The sequence below is a fragment of the Methylocystis iwaonis genome (assembly GCF_027925385.1).
Classification (GTDB): domain Bacteria; phylum Pseudomonadota; class Alphaproteobacteria; order Rhizobiales; family Beijerinckiaceae; genus Methylocystis; species Methylocystis iwaonis.
This window is the reverse complement of record NZ_AP027142.1, coordinates 984,045-1,002,653: the sequence shown is the minus strand read 5'-3', so window position 1 is coordinate 1,002,653 and position 18,609 is coordinate 984,045. Positions and strand designations below refer to the sequence as shown.

Below are 18,609 nucleotides of genomic sequence, written 5' to 3'. Positions count from 1 at the left end.
AGGAGAAGTCGAATGACTGTCTCGACGTCAACGAGATGCGCAATCGAAAAGGCTCTCATTCAAACGCTCGGCCCTTCCGCGATCGATCATATCGTGATTCGCGAGGGTCTCGATCATGCTGACGAAGATGCGCTCTTCTTGGAAGTGGTTATGAAGCGGAGCGACCAGCCGCTAACAGCTCATAAGTCGATCGATGCGAGAGTCGCCGTGAGCGACGCGCTGCTGGAAATCAGTGACGCCCGGTTTCCTTACATGAGGTTCACGCATCCCGATGATGTCCCGGTCGACGATGAGTCGCCCGAACCTCATTCGACGCATTCTCACTGATGATCGATGACCTCCTCGACATAGCGGACGACCTCGCGGGAAGAGACAAAGGCAAGCCGCGCCAAGCTAGCCTGCGGCGGGCTATGTCGTCGGCTTACTACGCGGTGTTTAATGCGCTCGCCTGGATGTGCGCCGATACGCTCATCGGAACCCGGATTGATTGGCAGGCGTCGCGCGTCATCCATCGATCGCTCGACCACGAAGCCTTGCGTCGAGTTTTCCAGCAGGCCCGCGACAAGAAAGCGTTCGGGTCAGTTGTCAAACAGCTCAGCCCTGTGCTTCTCGAGCTCCAAGAGGCGCGGGAAAGCGCCGATTACGACCCGGAATGGTCCGGCCATTCGAGGGAGGAAGTGCGCAGATTGATTGCCGGAGCCAGGGACGCCGTAGAAAAAATCCGCAATCTCGACGAAGCAACGAAACGATTGCTTGCAGTCAATTTGATCAGCAAACCTCGACGGGCGAGTAGAGCGCAAATCCGGAATTCAGCACGATGAAACTCACCCTCTCCTGGCTCAAAGAGCATCTCGACACTTCCGCCACGCTCGCCGAGATCGTCGAGACGCTCACGCGCATCGGCCTCGAAGTCGAGCATGTGCACGATCCCGCCGCACAACTGAAAGCCTTCACCATCGCGCAGATCGTCGAGGCGGCGCAGCACCCCAACGCCGACCGGCTTCGCGTCTGCAAGGTGGATACAGGCGCGGGCGATCTCGTGCAGGTCGTCTGCGGCGCGCCCAATGCGCGGGCCGGTCTCAAGACGGTCTTCTCGGCGCCGGGCACATATATTCCCGGTAAGAAGATCACGCTCGGCAAGGGCGTCATTCGCGGCGTCGAGTCGCTCGGTATGATGTGCTCCTTCGAGGAGCTCGACCTTGCAACGGAAAGCGAAGGCATCATCGAGCTGCCCGAGGACGCGCCCGTGGGGGCCGTCTACGCGCAATGGGCGGGGCTCGACGATCCGGTCATCGAGATCAATCTCACGCCCAACCGGCCCGACGCCGCGGGCGTCTATGGCGTCGCGCGCGATCTCGCGGCGGCGGGGCTCGGCGTGCTGAAGGAGAAGGACATTCTCCCCGTCGAGGGCAAATTCCCCTGCCCTGTCGGCGTCACGCTGGATTTCGCGGAAAACGACAAACATCTCGCGCCCTTCTTCGGCCTACGCCTTGTGAAGGGCGTCAAGAACGGCCCGAGCCCGTCCTGGCTGCAAAAGCGCCTGCGCGAGATCGGCCTGCGCCCCATCAATGCGCTCGTCGACATCACCAATTTTCTTACCTTCGACCGGGCGCGTCCGCTGCATGTCTTCGACGCCAATAAGGTGACGGGCAATCTTGCCGTGCGCCGTGCACGCGCCGGCGAGACGCTGCTGGCGCTCGACGGGAAGACACATGCGCTCGACGAGACCATGGTCGTCATCGCCGACGACAATGGCGTCGAATCCATCGCGGGCGTCATGGGCGGCGAGGTGTCCGGCTGCAACGACGACACGACCGACGTGCTGATCGAGTCGGCGTTGTGGGACCCGCAGAACATCGCCCATACTGGCCGCAAGCTCGGCATCGTCACCGACGCGCGCTACCGTTTCGAACGCGGCGTGGACGCCGACTTCGCTCTCCCCGGGATGGAGTTCGCGACGCAGCTCGTCTTGGAGCTATGCGGCGGCGAGGCCTCGCAGCTCATCATCGCCGGAGAGATTCCGCGCGAGCGGCGCGCGGTCGATTTCCCCTGGAGTGAAACGCAGCGCCTTGCAGGCGTCGACGTCACGCAAGCGGAAGCGACCGCCATTCTCGAGCGCCTGGGCTTCACCGTCGAGAAGACCGGAACGGAGCGCGCCAAGATCACTGCGCCGACATGGCGGCCGGACATCGAAGGCAAGGCCGATATCGTCGAGGAGATCGTCCGCATCTATGGCGTCGACAATGTGCCCTCGACGCCGCTGCCGCGCACGGAAGGCGTCGCGGCCGCCGTGCTGACGCTGATGCAGAAACGCGCCCGCAACGCCCGCCGCGCGCTGGCGTCGCAGGGGCTCGTCGAGGCCGTCACCTGGTCCTTCGTCTCCAAGGAGCAAGCGGAAGCCTTCGGCGGCGGCGCGCCGGGCCTCGCCCTCGCCAATCCGATCGCGGCGGACCTTTCCGACATGCGGCCGAGCCTGCTGCCGGGCCTCGTCGCCGCCGCGCATCGCAACGCCGCGCGCGGGCTGGGCGACCAGGACCTCTTCGAGGTCGGCCAAATCTTCATCGACCCTTCGGAGAAGGGCCAGCGCCTCGCCGCCGCCGGCATCCGGCGCGGTCTTGCCGGCGCGGGCCGACACTGGTCCGCGCCCGCGCAGCGCGCCGGCGCCTTCGACGCCAAGGCGGATGTCATGGCGCTTCTGGGCGCGCTTGGCGTCGCGACCGGCGGCCTGCAGGTCGTCCCGGGCGGGCCGTCGTGGTTCCATCCGGGCCGTTCGGCGACATTGCAATTCGGCCCTAAGGCCGTGGTCGGCTATTTCGGCGAATTGCATCCGCGCGCGCTCAAGGCGCTCGACGTCGAGGGACCGATCGCCGCCTTCGAGATCATTCTCGACGTGCTGCCAGCGCCGAAGGCCAAGCCCACGAAGATCAAGCCGAAACTCGATCTTTCCGACCTTCAGCCGCTCTCGCGCGATTTCGCCTTCATCGTCGACCGCTCGGCGTCAGCGGGCGATCTCGTCAAGGCGGTCGCGGGCGCCGACAAGGCGCTTATCACCGACGTCAGCGTCTTCGACGTCTATGAGGGCGTCGGCGTGCCGGAGGGCAAGAAGTCTGTTGGCGTCGCCGTAACGCTCCAGCCGCGCGAAAAGACGCTGACCGACCCCGAGATCGAGGCCGTTGCGCAGAAAATCGTCGCCGAGGCGAACAAGAAGACCGGGGCGACGCTGCGGTGAGCGCGACTCTGCCTCGTTGCGCGCCTAAAGGCGCGCGGTCCAAACGCAGCCAAGGACCGCGAGCCTTCAGGCTCGCCTTATTGGTCTTGGTCGGGGCCCTCACTGCCCCCGCCCTCGCCGGTCCGCGCAAGATCGACGACTGCGAGGCGATCAAGGACGCCAACGCCTATAATCTCTGCCTCGCCTCCTTCGGCCCGATGCGGGGCCAGCATGGCGCGAGCTATCCGGGCGTCGCAAGCGAGGGGGAGAAGGGCGGAAGGAGCGGAGCCTCGAAATACAGCTCAGGCCACGCAACCGCATCGAGCTACGGCCGGGGTTTTCACACGCACGGCCGGATACGGATGGAGTTTACGCCGGGGAGGCGCTAGATCGGATACCCGAGGGGCAAGGGGATCAAAATTGCCTCTTGGCAAACGCGCGCAGCCCCATTAAATAGGCCGTTCCGGGGCTAGACACGCAATCGACCCCGACCTCAGTTTTGAAGCTTCCGTCCGAACCTCGGCTTTGTCAATGGCTCAAGGGAAAGACGGTGGATAGGCCGGCGGACCCGGGGCTTCAGCCTCGCGTCCTGTCCGGCCATGTCCTGTCCGAGACTGCCGGCGCCGGCGCGGAGTTATCCACAACTCCAAGCGGCTCAATCGCCCAGAGGACCTCAGAGAAATCTGTCGTCCGAAGGCGGCCTGCACAGACGGGGAAACCGAAATTTTTGGCCGCTGGCGGAAACGCCACCGTCCTTCGAATTTGGTTCGCGCCCCTTCAACCGGAGCGGTTCGCCAGTTGGCGCTTCGTTTCGGGGACAGGATCTACGGCGCCGCCTGCTTCCCGCGGGCGGCATGTCGCAACCGGCGGGGTTTCCCGCCTGTTAGAAGAGAGCAACCGTGGATAGAGCGGAGAAAAAAGAAGCCGTAGCGGAGCTGCAGCAGGTCTTTTCGAAGGCCGGCGCAGTTGTCGTTGCGCACTACTCCGGCTTGACCGTCGCCCAAATGCAGAGGCTGCGCAAGCAGGCTCGCGAAGCGGGCGCCACCGTTCAGGTCGCCAAGAACCGCCTCGCCAAGATCGCTCTGGATGGCACGGACGTCGCCGACATCAGCCCCTTGCTCAAGGGGCCGACCCTGATCGCCTATTCGGACGATCCGGTGGCGGCGCCGAAGGTCGCCGTGGCATTCGCCAAGGATCACGACAAGTTCGTGATTTTGGGCGGCGCCATGGGCGCCACGCTGCTGAATACGGACGGCGTCAAGTCGCTTGCGACCCTGCCGTCTCTCGACGAACTGCGCGCCAAGCTCGTGGGCCTCATCAATGCGCCCGCGACCAAGATCGCCCAGCTCTCGACCGCGCCAGCCGCCAAGCTCGCGCGCGTGTTCGGCGCTTACGCCAACAAGGACGCGGCCTAAGAGGCTTGCAGAACCAAATCGAACCAAATTCAAAGGACGCTACAAATGGCTAATCTCGAAAAGATCGTCGAAGACCTCTCGGCTCTCACCGTCCTCGAGGCGGCTGAGCTCGCGAAGCTCCTCGAAGAGAAGTGGGGCGTCTCCGCCGCCGCCGCCGTCGCCGTCGCCGCTGCTCCGGCCGGCGGCGCCGCCGCTCCGGCCGCCGAAGAGAAGACCGAGTTCAACGTGATCCTGGCTTCGGCCGGCGACAAGAAGATCGAGGTCATCAAGGAAGTCCGCGCGATCACCGGCCTCGGCCTGAAGGAAGCCAAGGACCTCGTCGAAGGCGCTCCGAAGCCGCTGAAGGAAGGCGCTTCGAAGGAAGAGGCCGAGAAGATCAAGGCGACCCTCGAGAAGGTCGGCGCCAAGATCGAGCTCAAGTAAGCTCGCGATTGTTTCCCCTCTCCCGCTGCGGCGGGAGAGGGTTTTTCCGCATCGGGAGAGGGAGTGGCGAATAGCGAGCAGCGCAGGACGGATAGATCCGCTGTTCGCTAATCCCCATTCGCTCTCATCACAAGAGGCTCGAAAAGCGACATGGCTCAGACGTTGGCCCGCAAGTTCACCGGTCGCAAGCGCGCACGCAAATTCTTCGGACATATCCGGGAAGCCGCGGCGATGCCCAATCTGATCGAAGTGCAGAAGGCCTCCTACGATCAGTTCCTGCTCGTCGACGAGCCCAAGGGCGGCCGCCCCGACGAAGGCCTCCAGTCCGTCTTCAAATCCGTCTTCCCGATCTCCGACTTCTCGGGCGTCTCGCTGCTGGAATTCGTCCGCTACGAATTCGAGCAGCCGAAATATGACGTCGACGAGTGCCGCCAGCGCGGCATGACTTTCGCCGCGCCGCTGAAGGTGACGCTGCGCCTGATCGTGTTCGACGTCGATCCCGACACGCAGGCGAAGTCGGTCAAGGACATCAAGGAGCAGGACGTCTATATGGGCGACATGCCCTTCATGACGTCGAACGGCACCTTCGTCGTCAACGGCACCGAGCGCGTCATCGTCTCGCAGATGCATCGCTCGCCGGGCGTGTTCTTCGACCACGACAAGGGCAAGAGCCACTCCTCGGGCAAGCTGCTCTTCGCCGCCCGCATCATTCCCTATCGCGGCTCCTGGCTCGACATCGAATTCGACGCCAAGGACATTGTCTACGCGCGCATCGACCGCCGCCGCAAGATTCCGGTGACGTCGCTGCTCTTCGCCCTCGGCCTCGACGGCGAAGAAATCCTGTCGACCTTCTACAAGACCATCACCTACGCGGCCGATGGCGAGAACTGGCGCATGCCCTTCGACGCCGAGCGCATGAAGGGCGTGAAGGCCGTCGCCGACATGATCGACGCCGACACCGGCCAGGTCATTCTCGAAGCCGGCAAGAAGCTCGCCGTGCGCGCCGCGCGCCAGCTCGCCGAAAAGGGCGTGAAGGCGATCCGCGTTTCTGCGGAGGACCTTTACGGGCAGTATCTCGCGCAGGATCTCTTCGATCCGTCGACCGGTGAAATCTTCGCCGAAGCTGGCGACGAAATTACGGCGAAAACGCTTCCGACGCTGCTCGAGAAGGGTTTCGACGAGCTGCCGATTCTCGACATCGACCACATCAACATCGGCCCCTACATCCGCAACACGCTTGCGGTGGACAAGAACTCCAGCCGCGAAGAAGCGCTGTTCGACATCTACCGCGTGATGCGTCCGGGCGAGCCGCCGACGATGGACACGGCGGAAGCCATGTTCCATTCGCTGTTCTTCGACGCCGAGCGCTATGATCTCTCGGCGGTCGGCCGCGTGAAGATGAACATGCGCCTCGACCTCGATGCGCCCGACACGATGCGCACGCTGCGCCGCGACGATATTCTCGCGGTGGTGAAGGCGCTCGTCGATCTGCGCGACGGCCGCGGCGAAATCGACGACATCGACCATCTCGGCAACCGTCGCGTCCGTTCGGTCGGCGAGCTGATGGAAAATCAGTATCGCCTCGGCCTGCTGCGCATGGAGCGCGCGATCAAGGAGCGCATGTCCTCGGTCGACATCGACACGGTCATGCCGCAGGATCTGATCAACGCCAAGCCCGCCGCCGCGGCGGTGCGCGAGTTCTTCGGCTCCTCGCAGCTCTCGCAGTTCATGGATCAGACCAACCCGCTCTCCGAGATCACGCATAAGCGTCGTCTCTCGGCGCTGGGTCCGGGCGGCCTGACGCGCGAGCGCGCCGGCTTCGAGGTCCGCGACGTGCACCCGACGCATTACGGCCGCATCTGCCCGATCGAGACGCCGGAAGGTCCGAACATCGGCCTCATCAACTCGCTCGCGACCTTCGCGCGCGTGAACAAATACGGCTTCATCGAAGCGCCCTACCGCCGCGTGCGCGACGGCAAGGTGACGGATGAGGTCGCCTATCTCTCGGCGATGGAAGAGGCGAAATATCACGTTGCCCAGGCCAATGCGCCGGTCGACGCCGACGGCAATCTGACGGAAGACCTCGTGCTCTGCCGCCACGCCGGCGACGTCATGCTCGTCCCGCGCGAGAAGGTCGACGCGATGGACGTGTCGCCCAAGCAGCTCGTCTCGGTCGCCGCGGCGCTCATCCCGTTCCTCGAGAACGACGACGCCAACCGCGCGCTCATGGGCTCGAACATGCAGCGTCAGGCCGTGCCGCTGGTGAAGGCCGACGCGCCGCTCGTCGGCACCGGCATGGAGGCTGTGGTCGCCGCCGACTCCGGCGCCGCCATCTCGGCGCGCCGCACCGGCGTCGTCGACCAGATCGACGCGACCCGTATCGTCATCCGCGCGACGGGCGACCTCGATCCGGCGAAGCCCGGCGTCGACATCTACCGGCTGATGAAGTTCCAGCGCTCGAACCAGTCGACCTGCATCAACCAGAAGCCGCTCGTTCGCGTCGGCGATCTGGTGAAGAAGGGCGACATCATCGCCGACGGCCCCTCGACGGACCTCGGCGATCTCGCGCTCGGCCGCAACGTGCTCGTCGCCTTCATGCCGTGGAACGGCTACAACTTCGAAGACTCGATCCTCCTCAACGAGCGCATCGTGAAGGAAGACGTCTTCACCTCCATCCATATCGATGAATTCGAGGTGATGGCGCGCGACACCAAGCTCGGCCCCGAGGAAATCACCCGCGATATTCCCAACGTCTCTGAAGAGACGCTGAAGAATCTCGACGAAGCGGGCATCGTCTATATCGGCGCCGAAGTGCAGGCGGGCGACATTCTCGTCGGCAAGATCACGCCGAAGGGCGAGAGCCCGATGACGCCGGAAGAAAAGCTTCTGCGCGCCATCTTCGGCGAAAAGGCGTCGGACGTTCGCGACACCTCGCTGCGCGTGCCGCCGGGCGTGCAGGGCACGATCGTCGAAGTGCGCGTGTTCAACCGCCACGGCGTCGAGAAGGACGAGCGCGCCCAGGCGATCGAGCGCGAAGAGATCGAACGCCTCGCCAAGGACCGCGACGACGAGCTCGCCATCCTCGACCGCAACACCTATGCGCGTCTCGCCGAGACGCTCATCGGCAAGAACGCGATCGCCGGCCCGAAGAGCTTCAAGAAGGATCAGGCGCTCACGCAGGCGATCCTCGACGAATATCCCCGCTCGCAGTGGTGGACCTTCGTCATCGAGGACGACGCGCTGATGGCCTCGATCGAAGCCGTCCGAAAGCAATATGACGAGTCGAAGAAGGGCCTCGAAAACCGCTTCCTCGACAAGGTCGAGAAGCTGCAGCGCGGCGACGAGCTGCCGCCCGGCGTGATGAAGATGGTCAAGGTCTTCGTCGCGGTGAAGCGCAAGATTCAGCCCGGCGACAAAATGGCCGGCCGCCACGGCAATAAGGGCGTCGTCTCGCGCATCGTGCCGCAAGAGGACATGCCGTTCCTCGAGGACGGCACGCCCGTCGACATCGTGCTGAACCCGCTCGGCGTGCCGTCGCGCATGAACGTCGGCCAGATTCTGGAGACGCATCTGGGCTGGGCCTGCGCGGGTCTGGGCAAGCAGGTCGCTCGCGCCGTCGACGCTTATATGAAGTCGCGGGACGCGAGCGTGCTGCGCAACGCGCTGACCGACGTCTATGGGCCGGACGAGGAGATCGACACTCTCGACGAGACGATTCTCGTCGAGACGGCGAAGGACTTGAAGCGCGGCGTGCCGATCGCGACGCCCGTCTTCGACGGCGCGCGCGAGAAGGACATCGTCGACATGCTGACCAAGGCCGGGCATCAGTCGTCCGGTCAGGTGACGCTCTTCGACGGACGCACGGGCGAGCCCTTCGACCGTAAGGTGACCGTGGGCTACATCTATATGCTGAAGCTCCACCATCTGGTTGACGACAAGATCCACGCGCGCTCGATCGGCCCCTATTCGCTCGTCACCCAGCAGCCGCTGGGCGGCAAGGCGCAGTTCGGCGGCCAGCGTTTCGGCGAAATGGAGGTCTGGGCGCTCGAAGCCTATGGCGCCGCCTATACGCTGCAAGAAATGCTGACGGTGAAGTCGGACGACGTCGCGGGCCGCACGAAGGTCTACGAGTCGATCGTGCGCGGCGACGACACTTTCGAATCGGGCATTCCGGAGAGCTTCAACGTGCTCATCAAGGAAATGCGGTCGCTGGCGCTCAATGTCGAGCTCACCAATGCGACGCCCGAGGAAGAAGAGCTCGCGCCGCCGACCGCCGCGGAGGCGGCGGAGTAATCAACACATGCCTCCCTTCTCCCGCTTGCGGGAGAAGGTGTCGCCGCCATAGGGCGTCTGCAAAGACGCCCGTCCTTACAGACGGGCTATGGCGATGACGGATGAGGGCCCTCACCCGACCCTCGCTCACGCGAGGGCCACCCTCTCCCGCAAGCGGGAGAGGGATCGAGCGGAAAGATTTTCGGCGTAACGGCAAGCCGGTTAGAAGCTGCTTCCGCTGCGCCTCAGGAGAAGACCATGAATCAGCAAGAGGTCATGAATCTCTTCAATCCGGTCGTGGCGACGCAGGCCTTCGACCAGATTCAGATTTCGATCGCGAGCCCGGAGAAGATTCTCTCCTGGTCCTTCGGCGAAATCAAAAAGCCCGAGACAATCAACTACCGCACCTTCAAGCCCGAGCGCGACGGCCTGTTCTGCGCCCGCATCTTCGGGCCGATCAAGGATTACGAGTGCTTGTGCGGCAAGTACAAGCGCATGAAGTACAAGGGCGTCATCTGCGAGAAGTGCGGCGTCGAAGTCACGCTGGCGCGCGTGCGGCGCGACCGCATGGGCCATATCTCGCTCGCCGCGCCCGTCGCGCACATCTGGTTCCTGAAGTCGCTGCCCTCGCGCATCGGCCTTCTGCTCGACATGACGCTGAAGGACCTCGAGCGCATCCTCTACTTCGAGTCCTATATCGTCATCGATCCGGGCCTCACGCCGCTCAAGGAGCGCCAGCTCCTGTCGGAAGAGGAATATCTGACGGCGCAGGACGAATATGGCCAGGATCACTTCACGGCCATGATCGGCGCAGAGGCGATCCGCCGCCTGCTCGAGTCGATGGACCTCGAAGGCATCGCCGCGAGCCTGCGTCAGGAGATCGCCGAGGCGAAGACCGAGCTGAAGCCCAAGAAGCTCGCCAAGCGTCTCAAGATCATCGAGGCCTTCACCCAGTCGGGCAACCGCCCGGAATGGATGATCCTGAAAGAGATCCCGGTCATTCCGCCGGATCTGCGTCCGCTCGTGCCGCTCGACGGCGGCCGCTTCGCGACGTCGGACCTCAACGATCTCTACCGCCGCGTCATCAACCGTAACAATCGCCTGAAGCGGCTGATCGAGCTGCGCGCGCCGGACATCATCATCCGCAACGAAAAGCGCATGCTGCAGGAGGCCGTCGACGCGCTGTTCGACAACGGCCGCCGCGGCCGCGTCATCACGGGCGCCAATAAGCGTCCGCTGAAGTCGCTCGCCGACATGCTGAAGGGCAAGCAGGGCCGCTTCCGCCAGAACCTGCTCGGCAAGCGCGTCGACTACTCCGGCCGCTCGGTCATCGTCGTGGGTCCGGAGCTGAAGCTGCATCAATGCGGCCTGCCCAAGAAGATGGCGCTGGAGCTGTTCAAGCCCTTCATCTATTCGCGCCTCGACGCGAAGGGCTATTCGGCGACCGTCAAGCAGGCGAAGAAGCTCGTCGAGAAGGAAAAGCCCGAGGTTTGGGATATCCTCGACGAGGTCATTCGCGAGCATCCGGTGCTGCTGAACCGCGCGCCCACGCTGCACCGTCTCGGCATTCAGGCCTTCGAGCCGGTGCTGATCGAGGGCAAGGCGATCCAACTGCATCCGCTCGTCTGCGCGGCCTTCAACGCCGACTTCGACGGCGACCAGATGGCCGTGCACGTCCCGCTGTCGCTCGAAGCGCAGTTGGAAGCGCGCGTGCTGATGATGTCGACGAACAACATCCTGCACCCGGCCAATGGTCAGCCGATCATCGTGCCGTCCCAGGACATTGTTCTCGGCCTCTATTATCTCACGCAGGAGCGCGACGGCGAGCCGGGCCAGGGCATGTGCTTCGCCAATCAGGGCGAGATCGAGCATGCGCTCGCGGCCAAGGCGATCACGCTGCACAGCAAGATCAAAGGCCGCGGCTGGACCTATGACGCGGCGGGCAATCGCGTGGCGAAAATCTTCGACACGACGCCGGGCCGCATGATGCTCGGCCAGCTCATGCCCAGGCACAACAAGATTCCCTACGACGTCGTCAACAAGCTGATGACCAAGAAGGAAATCTCGAACATGATCGACACCGTCTACCGCAACTGCGGTCAGAAGGAGACGGTCATTTTCTGCGACCGCATCATGGCGATGGGCTTCCGCGAAGCCTTCAAGGCCGGCATTTCCTTCGGTAAGGACGACATGGTCGTGCCGGAGACGAAGGAGCGCATCGTCGGCGAGACGCGCGCCGCCGCCAAGGAATATGAGCAGCAGTACAACGACGGCCTCATCACCCAGGGCGAGAAATACAACAAGGTCGTCGACGCCTGGGCGAAATGCGCCGAGAAGCTGGCCGAGGAGATGATGCAGCGCATCTCCGCCGTCCGTAAGGACGATGCGGGACGCGATATGCCCATCAACTCGATCTATATGATGTCGCACTCGGGCGCGCGCGGTTCGCCGACGCAGATGCGCCAGCTCGCCGCCATGCGCGGCCTGATGGCCAAGCCCTCGGGCGAGATCATCGAGACGCCGATCATCTCGAACTTCAAGGAAGGCCTGACGGTTCTCGAATACTTCAACTCCACCCACGGCGCCCGTAAGGGCCTGGCGGACACGGCGTTGAAGACCGCGAACTCGGGTTACCTCACGCGCCGCCTCGTCGACGTCGCGCAGGATTCGATCATCTCCTCGACGGATTGCGGCTCCACGGGCGGCATCCGTATGCGGGCGATTATCGACGCCGGCCAGATCGTCGCCTCGCTTGCGTCGCGCATCCTCGGCCGCACGGCCGCGGAGGATTTGAAGGCGCAGGATGGGTCGGTGATCGTGCCCGCGGGCGAGATGATCCAAGAATGGCATCTCGATCCGATCACGAAGGCTGGCATTCAGGAGGTCAAGATCCGTTCGGTCCTCACCTGCGAGGCCAAGAACGGCGTCTGCGCCAAATGCTACGGTCGCGACCTTGCGCGCGGCACGCCCGTCAATATGGGCGAGGCCGTCGGCGTCATCGCGGCGCAGTCGATCGGCGAGCCGGGCACGCAGCTCACCATGCGCACCTTCCACATCGGCGGCGCGGCGCAGCTTGCTGACCAGTCCTTCCTGGAGTCGAACTTCGAAGGCACGGTTCACATCCGCAACCGTCACGTCGCTCGAAACTCCGACGGCGATCTGATCGTCATGGCGCGTAACGTCGCCGTGGTGATCCTCGGCCCCGACGGAACGGAGCGCGCGGCCACCCGTATCCTCTACGGCGCGCGCTTGAAGGTCGACGACGGCGATCAGGTGAAGCGCGGCCAGCGCCTCGCCGAATGGGACCCCTACACCCGTCCCATCATCTCCGAGGTGGACGGCGCCATCGGCTTCGAGGATCTCGTCGAAGGCCAGTCGCTGGCGGAAACGGTCGACGAGTCGACCGGCATCGCCAAGCGCATGGTCATGGACTATCGCCTCAACCTCCGCTCGGCGAGCCTCAAGCCCTCGATCGTCATCAAGGGCCCGGACGGCAAGGTCGCCAAGCTGCAACGCGGCGGCGACGCCCGCTATCTGCTGCCCGTCGACTCGATCATCGCGGTCGAGCCCGGCGGCACGGTGAAGGCCGGCGACATTGTCGCGCGTATTTCGGTGGAGAGCGCCAAGACCCGCGACATCACCGGCGGTCTGCCGCGCGTCGCCGAACTCTTCGAAGCGCGCCGTCCGAAGGATCACGCGATCATCGCGGAAGTCTCCGGCACGGTGCAGTTCGGTAAGGACTACAAGAACAAGCAGCGTCTCAGCATCGTGCCGTCGGAAGACGGCGCGGAGCCGGTCGAATATCTGATCCCGAAGGGCAAGCATATTCACCTTCAGGACGGGGACGTCGTCGAGAAGGGCGATTACATCGTCGACGGCAATCCGGCGCCGCACGACATTCTGGCGATCAAGGGCGTGGAGGAGCTTGCCGCTTACCTCGTCAACGAGATCCAGGAGGTCTATCGTCTGCAGGGCGTGAACATCAACGACAAGCACATCGAAGTGATTGTCCGTCAGATGCTGCAGAAGATCGACATCGTCGATCCGGGCGACACCGGCTTCCTCGAAGGCGAGCAGGTCGATAAGCTCGAGCTCGAAGAGGCGAACGCCAAGGCGATCGAGAACGGCGGCAAGCCCGGGCACGGCACTCCGGTGCTGCTCGGCATCACCAAGGCCTCGCTGCAGACGCGGTCCTTCTTCTCCGCCGCCTCCTTCCAGGAGACGACGCGCGTCCTCACCGAGGCCGCGGTCAACGGCAAGATCGACCCGCTCGTCGGCCTCAAGGAGAACGTCATCGTCGGCCGTCTCATCCCGGCCGGCACCGGCGCGGCGATGGCCAAATACCGCGGCATCGCCGGCGGGCGTGACGAACTCATCATCACGCAGCGCGCGGAAGGCGTCGAACCTGCCCCGGCCCTGCCGCCGGCGGAGTGACGCTGCTCAGCGCGTGAGAAACAGAAGCCGCCCGGAAACGGGCGGCCTTTTTTTTAGCTATTCTTTCTCCCGACAGTGGCGACCATGGCCGAGGAACCGACGCTTCATCTGGTGTGCGGCAAGATCGCCGCAGGAAAGTCCACGCTCTGCCGGCGTCTCGCTGCGTCCCCAGAAGCGGTGCTGATCAGCGAGGACAGGTGGATGGCAAGTCTGTTCGAGCCGGAGCTGCGGACCGTCGAGGACTATACGCGCTATTCTGCGCGGCTCCGCGCCGCCATGGGCGAGCATGTCGAAGATTTGCTGCGCGCCGGGCTTTCCGTAGTGCTGGACTTCCCCGCCAACACTATCGCGAACCGAAAATGGATGCGCGGCCTGTTCGAAAACACGGGCGCTGCGCATCAGCTTCACTATCTGAAAATTTCAGACGCAACCTGCCGGGCGCGCCTCCAGAAGCGCAACGCCGACGGTGGCCATGAATTCCAGGTGACGGACGAAGCTTTCGACAGGATTACCGGATATTTCGCCCCTCCGACGCCGGAAGAGGGCTTCAACGTCATCGTTTATTCCGAGGATTGATACGAGATCCGCTCGATTGGTTCGGCGCCATTCCCGACGCTGGCGCCGTTTGGACACACAGGAAACCACCGCCGTCATTGCGAGGAGGCGGAGCCGACGAAGCAATCCAGGGCCGCACCGCCGCCCTGGATTGCTTCGCTTCGCTCGCAATGACGGGCTCTGAGTGGCTCTGGATTCTCGGTCGGGCTTTCAGCTCGCCGGGAATCCGCTTGATTGGTTCGGTGTCATTCCCGACGCTCGCGCAGCGAGCGATCGGGAATCCAGAGCCAAACCAGCGCTTTTGTGGCTCTGGATTCCCGATCGGGCCTTCGGCCCGTCGGGAATGACAAGCCGCAATCCGAGCTATTTAAACGAAAATGATATGATCGCGGCCGTCATTGCGCAGCGAAGCAATCCAGGGCCGTGATGTGGCTCTGGATTGCTTCGTCGCTTACGCTCCTCGCAATGATGGCGTGCTTATTTTCCGGTGAACTTCGGCGCGCGCTTTTCCAGAAAGGCCGCCCTGCCCTCCATGTAATCGGCGCTGTCGAAACATTTCGCGGCGAGCGCCTCGCATTCCTCCAGCGTCGGCGTATTCGGCAATTGCGCTGCGGCGCGGATCGCGGCCTTTGCGGCGCATAGGGTCAAGGGGGCGTTGGCGGCGATTGTTTCGGCGAGCTCGTCGACCGCCCCCTCGAAGGTCTCCTGATCCAGAAGGCGGCAAAGAAAACCGGCGCCCAGCGCCTCTCGCGCCGTGAGGCGGCGGGCGGTGAAGAACATTTCCATGGCGCGTTGCGCGCCGACCGCCGTCACCACATAGCGCATGGCGGAGGGCGGATAGCCGACGCCGAGGCGCCCGGCCGGAATGCCGAACACCGTCCCCTCCCGCGCCACGCGCAGATCGCAGGCCGAGGCCAGCCCCATGCCGCCGCCCATGCAAAAGCCGCTGATCGCGGCGACAGTCGGCTTGGAGCAGGACGAAATGGCGTCGAACGCCTCGACATTGGCCTGCTCATAAGCGCGGCCGCCGCCGCTCGTGGCGCGCACGGTCGAAAACTCCGAAATATCGGCGCCCGAGCAGAAGGGCAGCCCCGGCGCCCCGGAGAGCACGATGACGCGCGCGTCGGCTTTTGCCTCCAAAGCCGCCATCAGCGTCGGCAAGGCGCGCCACATTTCCAGATCGAAGGCGTTGCGCTTCGAACCATTGTCGATGAGGAGCCGCGCGACGCCATGAGCGAGTTCGACGCGGAGCTTGGGTGTGGGAGAGATAATGGCCATGCCGGATTAGTACAGGACTTGGTTTGCGCCGCAAACACCAGTCTCGCGGACAATCCACGCAAGCATTTGGGCTTGCCGCCTGCGACCCCACGCCGCAGGCGCCCGCGCCCCCTCGCGACCTCTTGCCACACCGCCGCGGCGCAACAAGCGCGTAATGGTGGCAGCTTCGATCCCGGCGCGACTTGGAGCAGCAATGTCGGTCACAACGGATAAGTTCGCCGCGCCCGGCGCGCTGAGAATGGCGCTGGCCTTGTCGGTCTTTCTGCATCACACGACCAAGTTCAACCTCGGCATGTCGGCCGTGCTGATCTTCTTCGTGCTCAGCGGCTATTGGGTCGCGACCATGTGGACGAAGACCTATTCGAAGACCAACTGGTCCTATGTCACCTTTCTCGTCTCGCGCGTGTGGCGCGTCGCGCCGGTCTTTGCGCTCTGCTCGGCCATCGCTTGGGCGCTGCTCTGGTGGCGCGGCGGCGCGCCGGAAAATGTCGGCGGGCTCATCCACCAGCTTTTCTCGAATGTGATGATCCTCGGCTACAACTCGCTGCCCTATCAGGCGAATGTGCCGGGCTGGTCGCTCGATATGGAAGTCCAGTTCTATCTCGTCGCGCCGATGGTCGTTTTCCTCGTCTCGCGCAACCTTTACGCCGTGCTCGGCTGCGTGGCGCTCTCGCTGTTTGCGCCCAAGCTCGGCGGCTCGGCGACTGTCCTGCCCTTCCTTTACTTCTTCGGGATCGGCGTCGCCGCGGCGACCCACGACCTCAGGCCCTCGCGTCGTCTCGCCTATGGCTCGCTTGCGGCGAGCGTCGCGCTGCTCCTGGCCTATGGGTCTGTCTTTTTCATAAATCTCGACCCGACACAGACCACGGCGCTCGCCTTCAGCAGCAAGGCCAATCTGTTCATCGCCGTGTTGATGACGCCCTGGGCCATCTACACCACGCGGCAGGCGTCCGGTTCGACCGACCGCATGGTTGGGGACATGTCTTATATCTTCTACCTGCTGCACTGGTCGGTGATCGGCGCGATCGGGACGGGCGAAGGCTCCTATATGGATCGCCTTCTGCTCAGCGCCGAGGCGATCGCCCTCATCCTCGCCGGCTCCTATCTCATCTGGCTGCTGATCGACCGCCCGATCGGGAAATTGCGCGCGGCCTGGGTCTCCGGCCGACGCATGGCGGCCGAGCCGATGGGGGCGGCGCAAGCAGCGGCGGCGTGATCTCGTCGATGTAGCGGCTGGCGCGCGAAGCTGATAGCTTCCGGCCGCTGCGGCGTCATGCCGCAGCGGAGGGCGGCGCTTTGCTGAGGCTGAGGTTTGCGGTTCTGCTGCCAAATCTGCGGCGCGCGTTCTTCCTCCTCGCCGTCGTGACCGGCCTCGGCCTATTGAGCCTCAAGCGGTCCGACGCGCCGACGGTCGATTGCTCCCTCGTCAACGACGGCCCGAATAATTACCGGATTTTGGTCGTCGGCGAATCCTGGGCTTCCGACGGCAAGATTTTCCCGGACCTGCCCAGGACCGTCTCGGAGCGGCTGGGCGGCCGGGGCGTGCGGGCCTGCAGCATCGGCTTCAACGGCCGCAACTCCCGCCTTCTCTACGCGGAGCTGCGCAAGAAATTCCCAAAAGACAGGCTCTACTCCCTCTATGAGGGCAATGCGCCGGACAAGGTCATTCTGATGACCGGCGTCAATGACGCGATCCAACATATCGGCGCTAGCGCCTATGTGGAGTTCACCGAGAAGCTCGTCGATTATTTTTCGGACGCGAGCGAGGTCGAAGTCGTCTCCATCCCGCGCGTGAACGAACGCTGGTTCAAGCCGCCGAACCTCTTCAGCCTGATCAAGCGCACAATCTTCCGCTGTCTCTACGACGGATGCGATTATCAGGTGAACGACGTCTATCGCGTCGCGCTGTGGCGCGATCATCCCCGGCTGCAGACGATCGAGTTCGATAATTTCATCGACAAATTCGAGGGGCATGAAGATAATTACACGCTCGACGGCGTGCATCTGACCGACGCGGCCTATCACAAATACGGCGGGTTCATCGGCTCGGCCATGACGCTCGCCCGCAACGACGCGGCGCGCAGGTAGAAGCCGCCCTGATATAAGCTGCTCATGGATCTTCTCTCCCGACTGCTCCACCGCGACGGGCTGATGCTCGTCATCGACAAGCCTGCCGGCGTTCCCGTGCATCGCGGCCCCAAGGGGGGCCCGAGCCTCGAAGACGCTTTCGACCAGTTGCGCTTCGGCCTGCCGCGCGCCCCGGCGCTCGCCCACCGGCTGGATAAGGACACCTCCGGCTGCCTGGTGCTGGGCCGCCACCGCAAGGCGCTCGACCGGCTGGGCAAGCTCTTCAAGACCGGGCGCATCTCCAAGAGCTATTGGGCCGTCGTGGAAGGCGCGCCGGAAGGCGACGCGGGGGAGATCGACCTTGCGCTCGGCCGGCTCGACGCCACGCGCGGCTGGTGGATGCAGCCGGACCCCATGGGGCTGCCCTCGCGCACGGGCTGGCGCGTGCTCGGCCGCGCGCCCGAGGCGGGCTTGTCCTTCATCGAATTCACCCCGCATACCGGCCGCACGCACCAAATCCGGGTCCATGCGCAGGCGATGGGCTGGCCGATTTTGGGCGACCCGATCTATGGGGGCGGACGACGCGAGGGCGCGCCGCCGCTGCATCTCCATGCCCGGGCAATCACTATCCCCATGCAGGACAGCAAGGAGCCCGTGCGCACGCAAGCGCCGGCGCCGGCGCATATGCTGGAGGCCATGGCCGCTTGTGGCTGGCGGAAGGACAGCAACGCTAGCGCCACAATGGCGCCAGAATTGCTAAACCAGCCGGAAGCGCTCAATATAACCGAGTAATGCCCTGCGCTTGAGCCTTGGGCCTTGTCATTCCCGGCGGGCTGGAAGCCTGACCGGGAATCCAGAGCCAAAACAAGCGTGTACCGGCTCTGGATTCCCGATCGCCCGCTTCTCGAACGTCGGGAATGACGCCGAGCGCAGGATTGGGATGAACCTAGGAGGAAG

At 64.1% G+C, this 18,609-nt stretch carries 13 protein-coding genes; 12 read left to right on the top strand and 1 reads right to left on the bottom strand.

Annotation, left to right across the window (positions count from 1 at the left end; translation table 11 throughout):
• The first annotated feature begins 12 nt into the window (after positions 1 to 12).
• The 9 genes from QMG84_RS04815 to QMG84_RS04775 all read left to right on the top strand — a co-directional run bounded on the left by QMG84_RS04815 (position 13) and on the right by QMG84_RS04775 (position 14,328).
• The gene (locus QMG84_RS04815) at positions 13 to 327 is read left to right on the top strand and encodes a hypothetical protein (protein ID WP_281930834.1); all 315 of its coding nucleotides are present in this window, start codon (positions 13 to 15) and stop codon (positions 325 to 327) included.
• Positions 327 to 821, top strand: a complete 495-nt coding sequence (locus QMG84_RS04810; protein ID WP_281930832.1) for a hypothetical protein — start codon at positions 327 to 329, stop codon at positions 819 to 821. The genes QMG84_RS04815 and QMG84_RS04810 overlap by 1 nt, the downstream gene beginning before the upstream one ends.
• Positions 818 to 3,229, top strand: a complete 2,412-nt coding sequence (gene pheT, locus QMG84_RS04805) for a phenylalanine--tRNA ligase subunit beta (RefSeq protein ID WP_281930831.1) — start codon at positions 818 to 820, stop codon at positions 3,227 to 3,229. Before QMG84_RS04810 ends, pheT begins: the two co-directional genes overlap by 4 nt.
• Positions 3,230 to 3,315: 86 nt before the next feature.
• Positions 3,316 to 3,597, top strand: a complete 282-nt coding sequence (locus QMG84_RS04800) for a hypothetical protein (RefSeq protein WP_281930829.1) — start codon at positions 3,316 to 3,318, stop codon at positions 3,595 to 3,597.
• Positions 3,598 to 4,107: 510 nt separating this feature from the next.
• On the top strand, positions 4,108 to 4,623 hold the full coding sequence (rplJ, locus tag QMG84_RS04795; RefSeq protein ID WP_202072868.1) for a 50S ribosomal protein L10: 516 nt from the start codon (positions 4,108 to 4,110) through the stop codon (positions 4,621 to 4,623).
• Positions 4,624 to 4,668: 45 nt separating this feature from the next.
• The gene (gene rplL / locus QMG84_RS04790) at positions 4,669 to 5,046 is read left to right on the top strand and encodes a 50S ribosomal protein L7/L12 (RefSeq protein WP_202072869.1); all 378 of its coding nucleotides are present in this window, start codon (positions 4,669 to 4,671) and stop codon (positions 5,044 to 5,046) included.
• A gap of 150 nt (positions 5,047 to 5,196) precedes the next feature.
• Positions 5,197 to 9,339 (top strand): DNA-directed RNA polymerase subunit beta, encoded by a 4,143-nt coding sequence (gene rpoB / locus QMG84_RS04785; RefSeq protein ID WP_281930826.1) that lies wholly within the window; start codon positions 5,197 to 5,199, stop codon positions 9,337 to 9,339.
• A gap of 237 nt (positions 9,340 to 9,576) precedes the next feature.
• The gene (gene rpoC / locus QMG84_RS04780; protein WP_281930825.1) at positions 9,577 to 13,752 is read left to right on the top strand and encodes a DNA-directed RNA polymerase subunit beta'; all 4,176 of its coding nucleotides are present in this window, start codon (positions 9,577 to 9,579) and stop codon (positions 13,750 to 13,752) included.
• Positions 13,753 to 13,836: 84 nt separating this feature from the next.
• Positions 13,837 to 14,328, top strand: a complete 492-nt coding sequence (locus QMG84_RS04775) for a P-loop nucleotide/nucleoside kinase family protein (RefSeq protein ID WP_281930823.1) — start codon at positions 13,837 to 13,839, stop codon at positions 14,326 to 14,328.
• 456 nt (positions 14,329 to 14,784) lie between these two features.
• Here QMG84_RS04775 and QMG84_RS04770 read toward each other — a convergent pair whose 3' ends face one another.
• The gene (locus tag QMG84_RS04770; protein ID WP_281930821.1) at positions 14,785 to 15,585 is read right to left on the bottom strand and encodes an enoyl-CoA hydratase; all 801 of its coding nucleotides are present in this window, start codon (positions 15,583 to 15,585) and stop codon (positions 14,785 to 14,787) included.
• A gap of 193 nt (positions 15,586 to 15,778) precedes the next feature.
• Here QMG84_RS04770 and QMG84_RS04765 point away from each other — a divergent pair, with 193 nt between their 5' ends.
• The 3 genes from QMG84_RS04765 to QMG84_RS04755 all read left to right on the top strand — a co-directional run bounded on the left by QMG84_RS04765 (position 15,779) and on the right by QMG84_RS04755 (position 18,444).
• Complete coding sequence (locus QMG84_RS04765; protein WP_281930819.1) at positions 15,779 to 16,801, top strand: acyltransferase family protein; 1,023 nt, start codon at positions 15,779 to 15,781, stop codon at positions 16,799 to 16,801.
• 80 nt (positions 16,802 to 16,881) lie between these two features.
• Positions 16,882 to 17,673 carry an SGNH/GDSL hydrolase family protein gene (locus tag QMG84_RS04760; protein ID WP_281930817.1) on the top strand — a complete coding sequence of 264 codons (792 nt, stop codon included), beginning with the start codon at positions 16,882 to 16,884 and terminating at the stop codon, positions 17,671 to 17,673.
• A 24-nt stretch (positions 17,674 to 17,697) separates the two neighbouring features.
• On the top strand, positions 17,698 to 18,444 hold the full coding sequence (locus QMG84_RS04755; protein ID WP_281930815.1) for an RluA family pseudouridine synthase: 747 nt from the start codon (positions 17,698 to 17,700) through the stop codon (positions 18,442 to 18,444).
• Positions 18,445 to 18,609 lie beyond the last annotated feature (165 nt).

Coding starts and splice junctions, on each gene's coding strand:
- QMG84_RS04810 (WP_281930832.1), top strand. CDS start 327: ATGATCGATGACCTCCTCGACATAGCGGACGACCTCGCGGGAAGAGAC.
- rplL (WP_202072869.1), top strand. CDS start 4,669: ATGGCTAATCTCGAAAAGATCGTCGAAGACCTCTCGGCTCTCACCGTC.
- QMG84_RS04755 (WP_281930815.1), top strand. CDS start 17,698: ATGGATCTTCTCTCCCGACTGCTCCACCGCGACGGGCTGATGCTCGTC.
- rpoC (WP_281930825.1), top strand. CDS start 9,577: ATGAATCAGCAAGAGGTCATGAATCTCTTCAATCCGGTCGTGGCGACG.
- rpoB (WP_281930826.1), top strand. CDS start 5,197: ATGGCTCAGACGTTGGCCCGCAAGTTCACCGGTCGCAAGCGCGCACGC.
- QMG84_RS04770 (WP_281930821.1), bottom strand. CDS start 15,585: ATGGCCATTATCTCTCCCACACCCAAGCTCCGCGTCGAACTCGCTCAT.
- QMG84_RS04815 (WP_281930834.1), top strand. CDS start 13: ATGACTGTCTCGACGTCAACGAGATGCGCAATCGAAAAGGCTCTCATT.
- QMG84_RS04765 (WP_281930819.1), top strand. CDS start 15,779: ATGTCGGTCACAACGGATAAGTTCGCCGCGCCCGGCGCGCTGAGAATG.
- pheT (WP_281930831.1), top strand. CDS start 818: ATGAAACTCACCCTCTCCTGGCTCAAAGAGCATCTCGACACTTCCGCC.
- QMG84_RS04775 (WP_281930823.1), top strand. CDS start 13,837: ATGGCCGAGGAACCGACGCTTCATCTGGTGTGCGGCAAGATCGCCGCA.